Source organism: Gluconobacter sp. Dm-74, assembly GCF_018256135.1.
In the GTDB taxonomy this organism is placed as follows: Bacteria; Pseudomonadota; Alphaproteobacteria; order Acetobacterales; family Acetobacteraceae; genus Gluconobacter; species Gluconobacter cadivus.
In genome coordinates, this window is sequence record NZ_JAERLX010000001.1 from 298,239 (window position 1) to 316,051 (window position 17,813).

Here is a 17,813-nt window from a genome sequence, read left to right on the forward strand (position 1 = left end):
TATAGCTCAATATCCGTTGCGTGGGCGGTTAGGTGTCGTTGCGGCACCAACTGCGGCCCCCGTGCCGCCACCAGCCAGCGCACCGATGAGCGCACCGCGGCCACCACCGGCCAGCGCGCCGATTGCTGCACCACCACCTGCACCGATCAGGGCGCCGGACCCGGCACGGGATCCGCTGTCATACGGGCTGCCGCAGCCGGTGAGAGCGACGCCACAGAGAGCCAGAGCTGCCAGAAAGCGGGGTGTTGTAAGGGTTTTCATGACAAATCATCCTGTTTGACGTTCCGGTCCGTCATCCGGTGATCGGTTCGGAAGGAACGGTTTCGCACTTCTAGACACATATAACGTGACAGAAGGGTGGCAGGATCGGGGCGCACGATTATTTTTTTCCATGTCCCCGGATGGGATCTGAAAAATGGGATCTGGACGCCCTGATCCCGTCGCGCGCATTATATTGACTCTCCGGGCCTTGCTGAACCTGCCGCGTCTGGTTAAGTCCACCCGCGGGGAACCGCCCCGCAATCACGATCCGCCATCTGTCACCCGCACAGAGCCGCGCCAGGAGTTTTGGATGTTTTCTCGTCTGCTGGGTCTCATGTCTGCCGACATGGCCATCGACCTCGGCACTGCCAACACGCTCGTTTATGTCAAGGGTCGCGGCATTGTCCTCGATGAGCCCTCCGTTGTGGCGATCGCCGAAGTGCGTGGCAAGAAACAGGTTCTTGCGGTTGGCAATGAAGCCAAGCAGATGGTTGGCCGCACGCCGGGAAACATCACGGCCATCCGTCCGCTGCGCGATGGTGTGATTGCGGACTTTGAAGTCGCGGAAGAAATGATCAAGCATTTCATCCGCAAGGTTCACAACCGCCGCGCTTTCGCCAGCCCGCAGATTATTATCTGCGTGCCTTCCGGCGCCACGGCGGTCGAACGTCGCGCTATCCAGGAAAGCGCAGAGAGCGCGGGCGCACGCAAGGTCATGCTGATTGAGGAGCCCATGGCGGCAGCCATTGGCGCGGGCCTGCCGGTCACGGAACCCTCGGGCAGCATGATCGTGGATATTGGCGGTGGTACGACGGAAGTTGCAGTCATTTCCCTCGGCGGCATCGTCTATGCCCGTTCCGCGCGCGTGGGCGGAGACAAGATGGACGAAGCCATCATCTCCTATATTCGCAAGACCTATAATCTTCTGGTCGGCGAAAGCTCGGCTGAGCGGATCAAGATCGAACTCGGCTCCGCCATGATGCCGGACGATCCTGCCAACCCCGACGGTCCGCTGACAGAGATCAAGGGTCGCGACCTTATTAATGGCGTGCCGCGCGAAGTGGTCGTCAGCCAGGCCCAGATCGCCGAGAGTCTGGCCGAACCCGTGATGCAGATCGTCGATGCCGTGACGACTGCGCTTGAAAACACGCCGCCCGAACTGGCCGCCGATATTGTGGACAAGGGCATCGTTCTCTCGGGTGGTGGTGCGCTTCTGTATCGTCTGGACGAGGTGCTGCGCCTTTACACGGGCCTGCCGGTCACGGTTGCGGAAAACGCGCTGTCGTGTGTCGCGCTCGGAACGGGGCGGGCGCTTGAGGAAATGCGTCGTCTGCGTAGTGTTCTGAGCAGCATGTACTGAGGACTGGCTGACGCCGGATGCTGTCCATCCATGCCCGGCAGGTGCTTGCAAAGGCCATCCTGCCTCTCCTGATCCTGCTGGCGGTCGGGCTTGTCCTTCTGGGGCTGGTCCGTCGTCCGGCCGTTGACGGCGTGCGACTGATGGCGACGGATTTCATGGCCCCGGCCTATCATGGGCTGGTCTGGCCGCAGGAACGTGCGATGGTCTGGCTGACGGATCTGCGCGGCGCGACCGATCTTGCCAAAGAGAATTCTCGTCTTCGGGACGAAAACCGCGCCCTGCGACACTGGTACGATGTGGCGGTTGCGCTGGCGGCGGAAAATGGCCGTCTGAAAAACAGCCTGCACTGGATTCCACAAACCGTTCCCCAGTACGTGACGGGGCGCGTCACCCGCGATGATGGCGGTCCGTATTCGCGGGCGGTTCTGCTGGATGTCGGCAGCGGCCATCAGGTCCGGATCGGGGATGTCGCGCTGGATGCCGCCGGATTGCTGGGGCGCGTGACGGAAGTCGGGCCGCATACGGTCCGTGTTCTGATGATCAATGACGATGCCAGTCGTATTCCCGTCACGCTGGCCTCCTCGCATGGGGATGCGATCATGGCCGGTGACGATACCGCCGCGCCGCGCCTGATCTTTTATCCGCAGGACCATCATCCCGTTGAAGGTGAACGCGTCGAGACGCGGGGCCAGAGCACGATGCCCGCCGGGCTGCCGGTCGGCACGGTGCATTACAGCGCACCGAACCGCCCCGTCGTCGTACCTGATGCGGATCTGGACCGGCTCGATATCGTGCGCGTGTTTGATTATGGCGATGACGATTCGCAGGCGCCGGATGCGCCGGGCCGCGTGCGGGTAAAGAAGCTGCCGCAGAATCCGCTTACCGGGCCGTTGCCATTTTCATGGCTGCCCAACCTGCCGGATATGCCGGGACGGGGAGGGCAATAAGCGCATGGTTGCCGAGAACTCCACGCCCCATCTGCATTCCGCAGTGGAACCCAAACAGACGTTCCGCCGCGCACTCGACATGTCCAGCCGGGCGGCGATGCCGTCGCTGTTCATCATGTTCTCCGCCATCCTGCTGTCCGCGCCGTTCGGAATCCCCGGACAGGCGCAGCTTCAGTTTGGGATTGCGATGTGTACAGTCTGGTTCTGGGCCCATAGCCGTCCCCGCTCCATGCCGGCGCTTGCAGTCTTCCTGTGCGGGCTGGTTGTAGAAATTTTCAGTTTCGGGCCGCCGGGAACGGTGCTGCTGTCGCTTCTGGTGATTTACGGCGTGGCGCATCACTGGCGTTATGGCCTGTCGCGCCTGGGATTTCTCATGGGGTGGCTGATTTTCAGCGTTTTTGCTATAATCGCCTCCTTCTTTCAGTGGGCGCTCGTGTGTCTGCACGCCGTGGCGCTGCTCTCTCCCGCACCTGGCCTCTTTCAGGCGGCGCTGACAATCGGTATCTATCCCAGCCTGACCGCGCTGTTCGTCTGGGGACGCCGCACATTTGCCAATCCCGATCAGGCCTGACAGCGTCCTTCTGCGTGCCGCGTCGAAGGCTGTTTTCTTTTCCGGATCTGAATTCCTGCCCTGATGTTTTCCCGAAAGACCCCCTTCCGCTCGCGGATACGCCAGAAACGTCAGGCTGAGCCTGTGCGTTCGGGGCGCGGCGTTTTCACGCGCCGCGCTCTGCTGGTCATGGCCGTGCAGGCCGGGGTTCTGGGTGTGCTCGGGCGGCGACTGTACAATCTTCAGGTCGTGGATGGCGGCCATCTGCGCCAGCTTGCCGAGCGTAACCGCACCAGCAAACGTCTTCTCGCGCCTGCGCGCGGCACGGTCCATGACCGTTTCGGTGTGGCTCTTGCAGACAACAAGGTCAGCTGGCGCGCGCTTTTGATGCCGGAAGAAACGACCGACATCCCGGCCGTTATCGAGCGTTTCTCCCAGATCGTGCCTTTGGACGAGCATGACCGCGCGCGTATCGAGCGTGATCTGCGACACGTCCATAAATACGTCCCTGTCACGCTGCATGAATTCCTGTCCTGGGACGACATGGCCCGGATCGAACTGAATGCGCCCTCTTTGCCGGGCGTACTGGTCGATGTCGGCTCGACGCGGCTTTATCCGTTCAAAGGACTGACCGCCCATATCGTGGGCTATGTCGCGCCTCCGAACGAGGAGGACGTGGCGAAAGACACGACACTTTCCCTGCCGGGAATGCGCGTCGGTCGTGCCGGGATCGAGCAGACGCAGGAAGCCTCCCTGCGTGGCGAGCCGGGCTCTGTGGAGATGGAGGTCAACGCGGTCGGGCGCGTCATTGGCGAGATCGACCGTGTAGAAGGGCAGCAGGGCGAGGACGTGCGTCTGACGCTGGATTCCGTTCTGCAACAACAGGTTCTTGATCGTCTCGAAGACCGTGTGGCGAGTGCGGTCGTCATGGACTGTCGGAACGGCGAAGTGATGGCGATGGTCAGCACCCCGTCTTTCGATCCGTCCCTGTTCGATTCAGGCGTGAGTCACGCGCAGTGGAACGAATGGGCCAGTGATCCGCGTACGCCGCTCGTGGACAAGGCTGTGTCCGGTCTCTACCCGCCCGGCTCGACCTTTAAGCCCGCCGTGGCGCTCGCAGCCCTCAAATCCGGTTCCGTTACGGCGCAGGACCGTTTCAACTGCCCCGGATATTACGATCTGGGCGGCGTGCGTTTCCATTGCTGGAACCGCTGGGGCCACGGCATGATCAACATGCGCGAGGGCCTGAAATATTCCTGCGACGTCTATTTCTATGAAGTCGCGCGCCGTTGCGGCATGGACCCGATCAAGGCGGTTGGCAACACGATGGGGCTGGGCGTCAAACCGGAAATTGAATTGCCACATGTTCGTTCCGGCGTGATCCCGACGCCCGAATGGCGTCAGAAGCACGGCTTTCACTGGAATGGCGGCGATACAGTGAACGCGGGCATCGGGCAGGGGTTCGTCCAGGTTACCCCGCTGGAGCTTGCCACCTATACCTCCCGCATCGCTTCGGGCCGCAATGTTCAGCCGCATCTGCTGCGGGCGACCAATGACCAGATTTCCACAATGGCTTCCACGGACGATGTGCCAAAGGTCGATCTGCCGCCGGAATTTCTGGATGTCGTACGCGGCGGCATGTTTGCGGTCGTCAACGATCAGCACGGCACGGCCCCCAAGGCGCGGCTGGACCTGCCGGGGATCCAGATGGCCGGCAAGACAGGCTCGGCGCAGGTTCGGCGTGTGTCGCGGGCACTGCGTGAATCCGGGCACTTCAACTCCATGAACCTGCCGTGGGAATACCGCCCCCATGCGCTGTTCATCTGCTTTGCGCCGTACGACAATCCGAAATATGCCGTTGCGGTGGTGGTGGAACATGGCAATGCGGGCGCGGACGAAGCCGCTCCGCTCGCCAAACTCATCATGACCGATACTCTGCTGCGCGATCCGGCCAGTGACGTCCGACCTGCCGCTCCGCAACCCCCTGTGGAGGCACAAACGCCGTCCGTCCCTGCTGAAGCCAGCGCTTCTGCTCCCACGGAGAACCCCGTTGCAGACGATCAGCCGGAGCGGGGAGCGACGCAATGAAACGCAACGGCCTGAACACGTTCGGCTTTCTCAAATCCGACCGCCGCCTCCTGCGTGCCGAGCCTGATTTCAGGCCCATGGCACGTCTGCTTCAGGTCAACTGGCTGTATGTCCTGCTGGTCTGTGTGCTGGCGGGTGTGGGCTATATCGCGCTTTATTCCGCGGGCGGAGGCTCGGCCAAGCCGTTTGCCGGGCCGCAGATGGTGCGGTTCGGCTTCGGCCTTGTCATGATGATTGCGGTCTCGCTCGTCAGTCCGCGCGTTCTGCGGATGGCGGCGGTTCCGGTCTATCTGCTTTCGGTCACGCTGCTCGCTCTTGTGTTGCGGATGGGCCATGTGGGGAAGGGGGCGGAACGCTGGATCAATCTGGCGGGAATGCAGTTCCAGCCTTCCGAATTCGCCAAAATCGGCCTCGTCCTGATGCTGGCAACATGGTTTCACCGCATCGGCAACGAGCGGATGGGCAACCCTCTGCGCCTGATCCCCCCTGCGCTCCTGACATTGCTGCCGGTCCTGCTGGTGCTCAAAGAGCCCAACCTTGGAACGGCCACCATCATTGGCGTTATCGGGGCGACGCTGTTCTTCGCGGCGGGAATGCGGCTGTGGCAGATCCTGCTGCTCGTGGCGCCGCTGCCTTTCATGGGAAAGCTGATCTACAGCCATCTGCATGACTACCAGAAGGCCCGGATCGACACCTTTCTGCACCCCGAACATGATCCGCTCGGCGCGGGCTACAACATCATCCAGTCCAAAATCGCCCTTGGTTCGGGCGGGATGTGGGGCGAGGGATATCTGCATGGCAGTCAGGGACAGCTGAACTTCCTGCCGGAAAAACAGACGGACTTCATCTTCACCATGATCGGGGAGGAATGGGGTTTCGTTGGCGGCATCGCCGTCATTACGCTGCTTGCAACGCTCGTCATGGGCGGAATGCTCATTGCGATCCGCAGCCGCAATCAGTTCGGGCGGCTGCTGGGTCTGGGCATTGCGATGGATTTTTTCCTGTACTGCGCCGTAAACCTGTCGATGGTTATGGGCGCGATCCCGGTCGGCGGTGTGCCGCTGCCCCTGATTTCCTATGGCGGCTCGGCGATGCTGACGATGATGTTCGGCTTTGGCCTGCTCATGTCCGCCTGGGTGCATCGGAACGAACGCGATCCGGGGATGGAAGACGATGAGGACTGAGTATCTGCGTGCCCTCACGATCCCTCAGGGTGGGATGTCCGTGCGTCAGATGGTGCTTTGGGGACTGCTCTTCGCAGTGGCCCTGTTCCTGAGACATCCAGGCGCACTGCTGATGGCGCAGTTCTGGGGAGAAGATTCATGGGTCTGGTACCCGCAGGCCTATGAGCAGGGTCTGGCCAGCCTGCTCAACCCGGAGACGGGATATCTCCAGACCTTCCCCCGCCTGATCGGCCTTCTGGCGCAGGGTCTGCCGTTCCATCTGGCTCCGACCCTTTTTGCGTTCGTGGCCTTTCTGGTGCAGCTCGCGCCACCTCTGTTCCTGCTCACCGGACGTCTGGATCAGGCATGGCCGGACAGGAGGTCGCGCCTACTGTTCGCGCTGTTCATGGTTGCATTGCCCAATTCCTACGAAGTGCAGGTCAATCTCACCAACTCCCAGTGGCACCTCGCCATTCTGGCGTTTCTGGTTCTCCAGAGCACGCCGCCACAGGGATGGGGGGAGCGCCTGTTCGATGGCGCAGTCCTGTTGCTGTCAGGGCTGACAGGGCCGTTCTGCGTCTTCCTGTTTCCGATCGCTCTGCTCCGGGTTGCGGCGGTCCGGGATCGTTCACATCTGATACGACTGGCGTTCGTTACTCTGTGCGTCGGGTTGCAGGCGCTGACCTATCTGCACAAGGCACATCAGCGGGTTGGCACCGAACTTGGCGCCTCGCTCATCACGGGGATGCGCATCATCGCCCTCAATATCGAGATCGGTCTTTTGTTCGGACAGCATGCGGCTGCGGATGTGGCGGGGTCGGCATTGTGGTGGCAGCACCGCAGCCCGGCGGTTGTACTCTGTCTTCTGGGTATCGCCGCCCTGATCTATGCCTGTCTACGGGGTCCCGCGATTTTCCGTGAGGCGCTTCTTGTTTCCGGGCTGACGTTTGCGGCGGCCCTGGCCCATCCTCAGGTGTCCATTGATCAGCCCCAGTGGCATGTCATGCAGTATTCCGGCTGGAGCGATCGGTATTACATCTTCGCGATGCTGACCCTGCTCGGGTCATTCTTTGTTCTCGCCAAAGCGCCGCGTCCTGCGGTGAGGGTAGCCGGGGTATCGGCGCTCCTGCTCGTCACAGCAGCCTGTATCCGGGACTGGCACTTTCCATTCTTTCCAATGTCGGATTTCTATACGAAAGCCGCGGAGTTCGAGCGCGCCCCTTCCGGAACAATCATTACTTACGGCATCCAGCCTTCACCAATGACCGCGCAGATCCGCAAACGCTGAGAGCCGACGGGTCCTGCGTGTGCCCCTCAGGTCCTGTGACGCCCGGCCAGAATATCGGCGGGTGTCCGGGCTATAGATGTCGGGGTGATGTGTTGAAGTCCGTAATCGAAGCGTCACGGGCCTCGGGCGGGAGGGCTTCGATCATGGTCAGACGGGCATTAGCGGCCTGAATCTGTGGCATGGTCACAAACGTGAATTTCCCCGCCAGATAGAGCATGAGCGGGGCCAGAACGAGCCCGACCCCGAAAAATATGGTGAAAAGCGACAGAAAAGCCGCCGCCCACAGATAGATCGCTATAGCTCCGCTACTATGACGATAGGACGTCCCGTTGCTCAGGTTCAGGACGGACAGAACACCCCATTCCCCGGTCTTTGTCTTGCGACACAGGACAAGCAGCCTGTCTCCGGCCCGGATCGGAAGCTTCCCGTTAACCTGACTGAGCGTATAGGCCCGGTTTTCGTAAAAGATATGCGTGGAGAGAATGGTGTCAGTGCGCCCATGAACCATTCCGACCGTACCGGACTGTCCGCCGACGACGCCTCCGCTGACATGTCCCTTGACGATGGCAGACGTGTCTGTGGCTTCGGCGGTAATGAGGTGAATCTGAAGCGGGTTCATCAGCGTCGCCTTTTTTGTGGAAGGGAACAGAGCGTCTGTCGGTCGACGTTCGGTCGAAGGAGAAGCGAAGGACATTCGTATCCTGCGCTTCCCCTGAAAATCAGCCCTCGATCTGCCCGAAATCGGCAATCAGGGCCGTTGTGGCGCGGAAGCGGGCCAGCAGTTTGAGGCGATTGGCTCGCACCTCCGGCTCCGGTGCATTGACCGTCACGGCCTCGAAGAAGCGATCCAGCGTCGGGCGCAGGGCCGCAATGGCCTGCATCGCATCCGTGAAACGCTCTTCTTTGAGAGCTGTTTCGATCGCAGGAACGGCCTGATCCAGATCAGTGGCCAGAGCGCGTTCTTCGTCCTGCGTATAGAGAGCCGGATCGGGTGCGCCGGTATGCGGGCCGTCCTTTTTATCCTCGATACGCAGAATGTTGGCGGCGCGCTTGGCGGCGGCAAGCAGGTTGCGCCCGTCTTCCGTCTGGATCATGTCCGACAGTGCCGAAGTTCTGGCCAGAAGTCGGACCAGATCGCCATCCAGACCGTGCGTCAGGATGGCCGCAAGAACGTCATGCCGTTCGCCTTCGCTGCGAAGCTGCACGCGCAGACGCTCGGCCATGAAGTCCGGCAGCTTGGCCAGTTCGTCACCCGTCCGGCCATTGGCGGCCTGTGCGAATAGCGTCGTCAGGTTTAGACGCAGCCCATTGTCACGGATCGTGCGAATGATGCCGAGTGCGGCACGGCGCAACGCATACGGATCGCCCGAACCGCTCGGCAGTTCGCCAATGGCAAAGAACCCGGCCAGCAGATCCAACCGGTCTGCAAGAGCAACGGCCACTGAAACCGGCGCTTTTGGCGTGTCGTCGGACTGACCGCGCGGCAGATAATGCTCGGCCACAGCGCGGGAGACGGCCTCGTCCTCGCCATCATGCGCCGCGTAATAGCCGCCCATGACGCCCTGAAGTTCCGGGAACTCGCCGACCATTCCGGTCGTCAGATCTGCCTTGGCGAGAAGACCCGCGCGTACGGCTTGATGAATTTGTAAGCTATTGAGGCCCATGGCTTCCGCCACGCAACCCGACAACATCTCTATCCGCTCGGCGCGTTCGGCCTGCGTGCCCAGCTTGGCATGGAACGTCACCGCTGCCAGCGCCGGAACACGGTCGGCCAGTTTTGTCTTTCGGTCCAGATCCCAGAAATGCCGCGCATCGGCAAAACGGGCGCGGAGCACGCGTTCATTCCCCGCCGTGGTCAGCTTGCCACCGTCCTTGAACGGCAGATTGCCAATGAAGGCGAAATACGGCGCGGCTTTGCCATCCGGATTGCGCAGCGCGAAATAGCGCTGGTTGATCCGCATGGAGACCTGCATCACTTCGGCCGGCAGATCCATGAAGGCAGCGTCGATTTGGCCTAGCAGCGGGACCGGATATTCGACCAGCCCGCAGACTTCATCGACCAGCCCGTCATCCTGCACGACGGTAATGCCATGCTGCTCCGCCAGACGCGCCACGCCGGTGCGGACCATGTCGCGGCGGCTGTCCATGTCCACGATGACCGAGCGCGTTTCAAGCTCGTCCTGCCACTGCGAGGCGGACAGGACTTCGAACGCGCCGGGTGCAAGGAAGCGATGACCTTCGGAGAGGTTGGACGCTTTTAGCCCATGCGCGTCATCCCCGTCACGGGCGATGGCGAACGGCACGACATGCCCGTCAAGCAGACACGCGATCCGGCGCAGCGGACGAACCCATGTAAAGTTCGAACCCGCCCCCCAGCGCATGGATTTGGGCCATGGGAACTTCCACAGCAGATCCGGCACGGCTTCGGACACGCGGCTTTCCGCACTCACCGGATCGAGCGACTTGTTCAGAACCCAAAAGCCGTTTTCCAGCGTCAGATCCGCCGGTGTGACGCCATGCTTGCGCGTGAAGCCTTCCAGAGCCTTTTCCGGCGCACCCTCGCGCGGGCCGCGTTCGGACACGCTGCGGGCCGGGATTTCAGCATCGATGTTTAGAACCGCCGCAATGCGTCGGGCCCCGAAAAACGTCCGCAGATCGCGCGGATTCAGACCATCAAGCGCCTTGGTCAGCAGCGATCCCAGATCGTCCGCCGCACGGGCCTGCATGCCGGAGGGGATTTCCTCGCTGAACAGTTCGAGAAAGAGTTCAGCCATGGGACGTCTCCTCACCGGCGAGCCAGGCGTCGCAGGCGGCTTTGGCAAGCGCACGGACGCGCCCGATATAGGAGGCGCGCTCGGACACGGAAATCACGCCGCGTGCATCCAGAAGATTGAACAGATGCGAGGCCTTGAGGCACTGGTCATAGGCGGGCTGAGCCACGCCAGCCTCGGACAGACGCATGGACTCGCGCTCGGCATCGTTGAAATGCGTCAGCAGCATCTGCGTGTCGGCAAGCTCGAAATTATGACGCGAATAATCCTGTTCGGCGCGCAGGAACACATCGCCATAAGTCAGGCCACGGCCATTGAAATCGAGGTCGTAAACGTTCTCGACGCCTTGCACATACATCGCCAGACGCTCAAGTCCGTAAGTCAGCTCCGTGGACGGCATGACGGTCGGAATACCGCCAACCTGCTGGAAATAGGTGAACTGCGAGACTTCCATCCCGTCACACCAGACTTCCCAGCCCAATCCCCAAGCGCCGATGGTCGGGTTTTCCCAGTCATCCTCGACGAATCGGATATCGTGCAGTTCGGGGTCGATCCCGATGGCGCGATAGCTGTCGAGCAGAAGCTGCTGGCTGTCTTCCGGCGTGGGCTTGAGCAGCACCTGATACTGGTAATAGTGCTGAAGACGGTTCGGGTTCTCGCCATAACGGCCATCCGACGGACGGCGGCAGGGCTGCACATAGGCCGCAGCCCACGGCTTGGGACCGAGCGCACGGAGCGTGGTGTGAGGGGAGAGCGTGCCCGCTCCGAGTTCGGTATCGTAGGGCTGCAAAATGGCGCAGCCCTTCTCGGACCAGAATTGATGAAGGCGCAGGATCAGGTCCTGAAAACAGAGCGGCCGGGTCGCAGACAATTCGATAGGCTCCGGTTGGCAGAAATCGGGCGCCACCTTACAGGCACCGGCCCGGAACCGGAAGGGAGCCTCCTGCGGTTGATCTTGTAGACTGGCCGTGGCTGCATCATATGATGGAGGCTCAGCAATTTCTTCATCTGGAAGGATGATGACGATGAACAACGAAGAACGCGATCTGATCGCCCGTTTCGTCGCCCGTGTCGGGGGAGGGCCGCAGGTCACGGGACCCGGCCAGCCACCGGCCGCCCCTCTGCCGCCCGTCGACCCCGAAGCGGACCGCTTCATCGCCGAGAACTTCCAGCAGTACCCGGAAGCCCGCTATCGCGTCACCCAGATGGCCGTGGTGCAGGAAGCCGCTCTGGCGCAGGCGCAGAACCGTATTCGCCAGCTCGAATTCCAGCTCCAGCAGACCCAGCAGCAACTCGCACAGGCGCAGCAGTCCGGCGGCGGCAAGCCGGGTGGGCTCTTTGGTGGTTTCTTCGGCGGTGGCAACCGTCCGCAGCAGTCCGCTCCCCCGCCGGGCTGGGGCGCACAGGCTGCTCCTCCGCCGAACTTCATGCCGCAGCAGCAATATGGTTATCCGCCGGGTTATCAGCCGGGCATGTTCCAGCGTGGCGGCTCTGGCTTCCTCGGCTCGGCCCTGACCACGGCTGCGGGCGTCGCCGGTGGCATGATGGCTGCCAACGCGCTTGAAGGCCTGTTCTCCGACCATCACAGCGGCGGCGGTGACGCAGCCGGTGGCTGGGGTACGGGCGGCGACACCATTATCAACAATTATGGTAGTGACGCTTCGAGCGCAGATCCCTTCGGCGGTTCGGGCACTGATGCCGGCAACTTCTCCAACTCCGATTTCGGCGGTGGCGATTCCGGTGGCGGAGACTTCGGCGGCGGTGATGGCGGCGGATTCGACGACATGTTCTGATCTGGCCCTGTCAGACAGTGCGTTTTCAAAAAACCCGTCCGGACCATTATGTCCGGGCGGGTTTTTTGATGTTTGCCAACCTGTCGCCCTATGCTGCGTTCGTTCTCATGACCTGACCTCTTTCCCGACCGGGAGGCCCCATCCGATGTCCCATTCCGCCCCGAATGCCGATTTCCGCGATCTTTCCGCTTTCGATGCGCTTGAAGATGGCAGGATCACTCCGTTTTCGCTGGACGGAGCGCCGGTGGTGCTTATTCGCGACGGCGAGAAAATCCACGCCTTCGCTGGGAAATGCCCTCACAAGGAAGCGCCGCTGGAACAGGGGGCGTTCTGCCGGACCGAAAAAGGCAGCGTGCTGGTCTGCCCCTGGCACAAGGCGGTTTTTGACGCGACGGATGGAAGCCTCGTCGAACCGCTGGCTCTCGATCCCCTGCCACGGTACCCGGCCCAGATTGTCGATGGGCGCGTTCTGGTCGGGCTGAAACCGGTGCAGCGTGTCGCGCCCGCGAAACGACAGGAAGGCGACAGCGTCCTGCTTCTGGGTGCCGGGGCCGCAGCCGTCAGCGCGGCGGTAACGCTCCGGGCGGAAGGCTTTGCGGGCACCATTACGATGGTGAGCGAGGAAAAGGATCTTCCCTATGACCGTACGGCCCTGAGCAAGACCGTCCTCGTCAGCGAATCCGAAAAAGCCCATGCGCCCCCGGTTCGGGAAGAAGAATTTTATACCGAGCGCGACATCACGCGCATCCGCGGCCATGTGGCACAGTTCGACCCGCAGACCCGCACCGCTACTTTGCAGGACGGGACAAAACTGACAGCCGATCATGTCCTGATCGCCACCGGAGCCGTCACCAGAAAGCCGGATATTCCGGGCGTGGACATGAAGGGCGTCTATACGCTGCATCGCGAAGCGGATGCCGAGCGGATTGCCGCCATTCTCGACCCCGATCTGGCGGTCACGATCGTCGGCGCGGGGTTTATCGGTCTGGAAGCCGCGTCTTCCCTGCGTCAGCGCGGGGTCGGGGTAACGATTGTTTCCGATAACGAAATCCCGATGGAAAAACAGTTCGGGCGTGAAATCGGCATTCGTCTGCGACAGCTTCATGAAGAAAACGGTGTGGCGTTCGTCTCGGATGCGCGGGTCACGAAAATCTATGCCGATGAGAGCGACGGTGAGAAGGCGTCGGGCGTGGAACTGGATGACGGAACCCGACTACCCGCCGCTTTCGTGCTTCTCGGCGTCGGCGTCATCCCGGCCACGGATTATGTTCTGGGGCTGGAGCGGGACAAAAGCGGTGCGATTGTTGTGAACGGCCAGATGCGCGTAACGCGGGGTGATGATGTTGGGGCCTATCCTGGCGTCTATGCAGCCGGGGACGCTTCCGCCGTCTTTCATGATGGTGCGCCACGGCGAATCGAGCACTGGCGCCATGCGGAGGTGCAGGGGCGGATCGCGGCTCTTGCGATGATGGGGCACGATACCCCGAACGTTCCGATGCCGTGGTTCTGGACGCAGCAGTTTGGCAAGAAAATCGAGCTTCTGGGCTGGGGCGAGAGCTTCGACAATGTGGCGCTGGAAGGCGATATCCGTGGTTTCAGGTTCCTCGCGACCTATCTAAAGGATGGCAAACCCATCGCGCTGGCCGGAGCCGGGCATGCCGCAGACATGGCGCGGGCTGCAGTCGATTTTGATGGTTTCATTAAGGAAAAGGCCTGAACCCGCCCCTGAGGTCGCAGAAAACTTGACATCAGAGTGCCGTCCCGGCTTCCTGCGCCCACTTATCCGCACAGGACGTTGAAGAGGCCCGCCATGCATCCATACCGCACCCATGACTGTAGCGCCCTGCGTGAAGAGAACGCCGGGCAGACCGTCCGCCTTTCCGGCTGGGTGCACAGCAAGCGCGACCACGGCGGCCTGCTGTTCATCGATCTGCGCGACCATTATGGCGTCACGCAGATCGTCATCCCCTCGGGCACGGACCTGCTGGAAAAGGTCGAGCGCCTGCGTGTCGAGAGCGTCATCACCGTGACCGGCAAGGTCGTGGTGCGTCATGGATCGCAGCGCAATCCAAACCTGCCGACGGGTGATGTGGAAGTTCTGGCCGAGGCTCTGGACGTGCGCTCCAGCGCTGAAGTCCTGCCGTTCCAGGTTGCAGGCAACGAGAACTATCCCGAAGAACTGCGCCTGAAATATCGCTATATCGACCTGCGCCGCGACAAGATGCATCAGAACATCCTGCTTCGCAGCAAGGTCATCACGAGCCTGCGCCAGCGCATGATCGCGCAGGGCTTCACGGAGTTCCAGACGCCGATCCTGACGGCCTCGTCTCCCGAAGGCGCGAGGGACTTCCTCGTCCCCGCCCGTCTGCATCCGGGCAAGTTCTACGCCCTGCCGCAGGCTCCGCAGCAGTTCAAGCAGCTCGCGATGGTTGCCGGTTTCGACCGCTACTTCCAGATCGCACCCTGCTTCCGTGACGAAGCCTCGCGCGCTGATCGTAGCCCGGGCGAGTTCTATCAGCTCGACTTCGAGATGTCGTTCGTCACGCAGGAAGACGTCTTCACGGTGCTCGAGCCCGTCCTCGCGGGCGTGTTCAACGAGTTCACGCCTGAAGGCTGGAAAATCACGGACGGCGCATTCCCGCGCATTCCGTATGCCGACGCCATGCGCGACTACGGTTCCGACAAGCCGGACCTGCGGAACCCGCTGATCATCAGGGACGTCACGGAAGCCTTCCAGGAGTCCGGTTTCGGCCTGTTCGCCAAGATCGCGGCCTCGGGTGGCCAGATCCGCGCCATTCCGGCGCCGGGTGCGGGCGACCGTCCGCGCGGCTTCTTCGACAAGCTCAACACATGGGCGCGTGAAAGCGGTGCCGGTGGTCTGGGCTACATCATTTTTGAAGCCGAAGGCGGCAAGGGCCCGATTGCCAAGAACCTCGAAGCCGAACGCGTCGAGAGCATCCGCGAAGCCTGTGGCCTCAAGGCCGGGGACGCCGTGTTCTTCGCCGCAGGCAAGGGGGACGAGGTTGCCAAGTTCTCCGGCGTTGTCCGCACCAAGGTTGCCACAGAACTGGACCTGATCGAGAAGAACGCGTTCCGCTTCTGCTGGGTCGTGGACTTCCCGATGTTCGAGCTGAACGAGGAAACCGGGAAGGTCGACTTCTCGCACAACCCGTTCTCCATGCCGCAGGGTGGGCTTGAGGCGCTGAACACGCAGGATCCGCTGACGATCAATGCCTATCAGTACGATATCGTCTGCAACGGCGTGGAACTCTCCTCGGGCGCGATCCGGAACCATCTGCCGGAAGTCATGCTGCGTGCTTTCGAAATCGCAGGCTACGGCCCCGAAGTCGTGGAAGAGCGCTTCGGCGGCATGCTAAACGCCTTCCGTTACGGTGCTCCGCCGCATGGTGGTGCCGCACCGGGTGTGGACCGTATCGTGATGCTGCTGGCCGATGAGCCGAACATCCGTGAAGTCATTCTCTTCCCGCTCAACCAGAGCGGCGAAGACCTGATGATGGAAGCCCCGGCTCCGGTCGAGCCCGCCCGTCTGAAGGAACTTCATCTGGCGCTCGACCTGCCGAAGCCCAAGCCGACCGCCAGCAAGTAACTCTCAAGAGAGTTTTTCCGCTGTTGCCTGAACGGCATCTCCTTCACGGGAGATGCCGTTTTTTTATGCCATGTGTGTTCTCACACTCACCAGTGCACTCGGATGCCTCCTGTGACGGCTGCACTGCCGCCTGCGGCACCTTGAATGGTATCGCGGTGTCCTCCGAAGAAACTCGCCGTCAGGTCCACGCCTGGAATGGCTTTCAACGGGTAGGCGAAAGTCGTCGTCACGCCTTTTTCTTCCATCAGCGGTGACTGTGTCGCGCGTTCGACATTCAGGGGGCCGATTTTTGAGAGGTTGGCCAAATCCAGCTTCATCCATTCGGCTCGGATAGAGGGGCTCGTTTCTGTCTGTTTAAAGGTTAATCTGCCTGAAGCGGTTCGGTATTTCATGCCGTCCAGTAGGGCAGGACCCCGGAGGGAGTCTGGACGAGGTATCTGTGCGCGGGCGGTATGATGTGCGGGCATGAAATAGGCGGGCGTCTGTGCGCGAAGCGGGGAGGCCCAGATACTGCCGAAAATATAGGCCGCAAGCCGCCAGTCTATGCACATGATGAAAACCCCCAACGAAAAACGATATGAAGGTCTGCGGTACTGGCGTGCGAAGCGGATGCGCAAGATGTGAGCGCGCAGCAGGGGTTGTATCAAAAAAGATACAGTCAATATAAAATATTCAAAATCAAAGACTGAAAATAAATTTCATCCTGATTTTGTGTTTTTAAGGACACAGATCAACTTCTGTATCTTTCCGTTACAGAGGCGGAAAGGGCATCCCTTCTGCAACACAAAATCATCATCTGCCCGGATTCCGCCATAGATGTGCCGCAGCCGCGCCAAGACGGTCTCGCCATCATCTTTCCGTGACAAGGCGTCATGAGAAGGAGAGCATTGATGCTGAAACATCTGTCAGGGATCTTGGCTGTTTCCGCCCTGTTTGCAGGTACGATGGCGATTGCGCCGATGTCGGGAACAGCCCATGCCCAGTTCGTGCCCTATAGCGGCCCATACCGCCAGCCGCCTCCGCCTCCGCATACGCTGCCGGAAACAATTCCGCCCCATCGCGGAGACCTGCACTGGGTGCCGGGCTACTGGCGCTGGAGCGGCAACGGGTATCAGTGGCAGCCGGGCCATCTGAGCAGAAAACCCAGTCTACGACACGCATGAGGTGGCGCAAGGGGGACAGGCGGCCTGTTCCCCTTGCGCCTTCAGACCGTGACGAGAACCGGAACGTGATCGGACGCCTTTTCCTTCGTCCGTTCGTCTCGGTCGATCACGAAAGCTGTCAGACGCTCGGTCAAGCGGGGCGACAGAAGCGCATGGTCGATCCGCAGCCCTGAGTTCCGCTGGAAGGCCGCCGCCTGATAATCCCAGAACGTGTAATGTCGGCCCGCAGGCCGCAGGGCGCGCAGGGCATCCGTCAGCCCCGTCCATTCCAGCCTGCGGAATGCCGCACGGGTTTCGGGACGGACCAGCGCATCGTCAGGTGAAAGCGCGCCGGGCGCCAGATCCTCGTCCGTCGGGCAGACATTGAAATCGCCGATGAACGCAAACGGTTTTTCCGCATCGAGCAGAACACGCGCGCGTTCCGCTAAAGCGTCAAAAAACGCCAGCTTGGTCGCGTAACCGTCTTCGCCGCCGGAATTGCCGTTGGGCAGATACAGATTGCCAATCGTGATTCCATCAAGCTCCGCCTCGATATAACGGGCAGACGGATGATCGAAGCCCGGAAGCGCATGATGCGTCACTGTGAAAGGTCGGCGTCCAATCAGGGCCACGCCATTATAGGCTTTCTGCCCCGAGGTCGCGACATGCAGTCCGGCTTCTGCGAACGCGGCCGGGAACTGGCTGTCCTCGCATTTGATCTCCTGAAGGCACAGCAGATCGCAGTCCGGATGGCGCTCCAGCCAGTTCTGAACATGATGGGCGCGGGCGCGGATGGAATTGATGTTCCAGCTTGCGAAGGTAAACGGCGTGTTGCTCATGAAC

16 protein-coding genes are annotated in these 17,813 nt (G+C 61.4%); 10 read left to right on the forward strand and 6 right to left on the reverse strand.

Annotated features, from left to right (window positions below; all coding sequences use genetic code 11):
• Positions 1-6: 6 nt before the first annotated feature.
• Positions 7-261, reverse strand: coding sequence for a YMGG-like glycine zipper-containing protein (locus JK208_RS01375; RefSeq protein ID WP_062110705.1), 255 nt, complete (start codon positions 259-261; stop codon positions 7-9).
• Between the two features lie 310 nt (positions 262-571).
• Here JK208_RS01375 and JK208_RS01380 point away from each other — a divergent pair, with 310 nt between their 5' ends.
• The 6 genes from JK208_RS01380 (at position 572) to JK208_RS01405 (ending at position 7,657) form a co-directional block, all read left to right on the forward strand.
• Positions 572-1,621 carry a rod shape-determining protein gene (locus tag JK208_RS01380; protein WP_062033912.1) on the forward strand — a complete coding sequence of 350 codons (1,050 nt, stop codon included), beginning with the start codon at positions 572-574 and terminating at the stop codon, positions 1,619-1,621.
• 17 nt (positions 1,622-1,638) lie between these two features.
• The gene (gene mreC, locus JK208_RS01385) at positions 1,639-2,568 is read left to right on the forward strand and encodes a rod shape-determining protein MreC (protein WP_099285422.1); all 930 of its coding nucleotides are present in this window, start codon (positions 1,639-1,641) and stop codon (positions 2,566-2,568) included.
• 4 nt (positions 2,569-2,572) lie between these two features.
• Positions 2,573-3,139, forward strand: a complete 567-nt coding sequence (locus tag JK208_RS01390) for a hypothetical protein (RefSeq protein WP_211574060.1) — start codon at positions 2,573-2,575, stop codon at positions 3,137-3,139.
• Positions 3,140-3,202: 63 nt separating this feature from the next.
• The gene (gene mrdA / locus JK208_RS01395; RefSeq protein WP_211574061.1) at positions 3,203-5,206 is read left to right on the forward strand and encodes a penicillin-binding protein 2; all 2,004 of its coding nucleotides are present in this window, start codon (positions 3,203-3,205) and stop codon (positions 5,204-5,206) included.
• Complete coding sequence (gene rodA, locus JK208_RS01400; protein WP_211574062.1) at positions 5,203-6,390, forward strand: rod shape-determining protein RodA; 1,188 nt, start codon at positions 5,203-5,205, stop codon at positions 6,388-6,390. The genes mrdA and rodA overlap by 4 nt, the downstream gene beginning before the upstream one ends.
• Complete coding sequence (locus JK208_RS01405; protein ID WP_211574063.1) at positions 6,380-7,657, forward strand: hypothetical protein; 1,278 nt, start codon at positions 6,380-6,382, stop codon at positions 7,655-7,657. The genes rodA and JK208_RS01405 overlap by 11 nt, the downstream gene beginning before the upstream one ends.
• Positions 7,658-7,727: 70 nt before the next feature.
• Here JK208_RS01405 and JK208_RS01410 read toward each other — a convergent pair whose 3' ends face one another.
• From JK208_RS01410 to JK208_RS01420, 3 genes are read right to left on the reverse strand one after another with little or no spacing between them, the layout of a single operon-like run.
• Positions 7,728-8,351 (reverse strand): hypothetical protein, encoded by a 624-nt coding sequence (locus tag JK208_RS01410; RefSeq protein ID WP_211574064.1) that lies wholly within the window; start codon positions 8,349-8,351, stop codon positions 7,728-7,730.
• A 25-nt stretch (positions 8,352-8,376) separates the two neighbouring features.
• A complete protein-coding gene (gene glyS / locus JK208_RS01415; protein WP_211574065.1) occupies positions 8,377-10,431 on the reverse strand; it encodes a glycine--tRNA ligase subunit beta in 2,055 nt (684 codons plus the stop codon).
• The gene (locus tag JK208_RS01420) at positions 10,424-11,299 is read right to left on the reverse strand and encodes a glycine--tRNA ligase subunit alpha (protein WP_099285417.1); all 876 of its coding nucleotides are present in this window, start codon (positions 11,297-11,299) and stop codon (positions 10,424-10,426) included. The genes glyS and JK208_RS01420 overlap by 8 nt, the downstream gene beginning before the upstream one ends.
• A gap of 154 nt (positions 11,300-11,453) precedes the next feature.
• On the opposite strand from JK208_RS01420, the gene JK208_RS01425 reads away from it, so the two are divergent.
• The 3 genes from JK208_RS01425 (at position 11,454) to aspS (ending at position 15,828) form a co-directional block, all read left to right on the forward strand.
• Positions 11,454-12,221 (forward strand): DUF2076 domain-containing protein, encoded by a 768-nt coding sequence (locus JK208_RS01425; RefSeq protein ID WP_211574066.1) that lies wholly within the window; start codon positions 11,454-11,456, stop codon positions 12,219-12,221.
• Between the two features lie 145 nt (positions 12,222-12,366).
• Positions 12,367-13,938, forward strand: coding sequence for an FAD-dependent oxidoreductase (locus tag JK208_RS01430; protein WP_211574067.1), 1,572 nt, complete (start codon positions 12,367-12,369; stop codon positions 13,936-13,938).
• A gap of 93 nt (positions 13,939-14,031) precedes the next feature.
• Positions 14,032-15,828: an aspartate--tRNA ligase gene (gene aspS / locus JK208_RS01435; protein ID WP_211574068.1), complete on the forward strand. Its 1,797-nt coding sequence runs from the start codon at positions 14,032-14,034 to the stop codon at positions 15,826-15,828.
• An 86-nt stretch (positions 15,829-15,914) separates the two neighbouring features.
• Here the strand turns inward: aspS and JK208_RS01440 are convergent, their stop codons facing one another.
• Positions 15,915-16,145, reverse strand: coding sequence for a hypothetical protein (locus JK208_RS01440; protein ID WP_249201866.1), 231 nt, complete (start codon positions 16,143-16,145; stop codon positions 15,915-15,917).
• Between the two features lie 573 nt (positions 16,146-16,718).
• On the opposite strand from JK208_RS01440, the gene JK208_RS01445 reads away from it, so the two are divergent.
• The gene (locus tag JK208_RS01445; protein WP_062033715.1) at positions 16,719-16,991 is read left to right on the forward strand and encodes a YXWGXW repeat-containing protein; all 273 of its coding nucleotides are present in this window, start codon (positions 16,719-16,721) and stop codon (positions 16,989-16,991) included.
• 41 nt (positions 16,992-17,032) lie between these two features.
• On the opposite strand, the gene xth is transcribed toward JK208_RS01445, so the two are convergent.
• A complete protein-coding gene (gene xth / locus JK208_RS01450) occupies positions 17,033-17,809 on the reverse strand; it encodes an exodeoxyribonuclease III (protein WP_211574069.1) in 777 nt (258 codons plus the stop codon).
• Between the last annotated feature and the right edge of the window lie 4 nt (positions 17,810-17,813).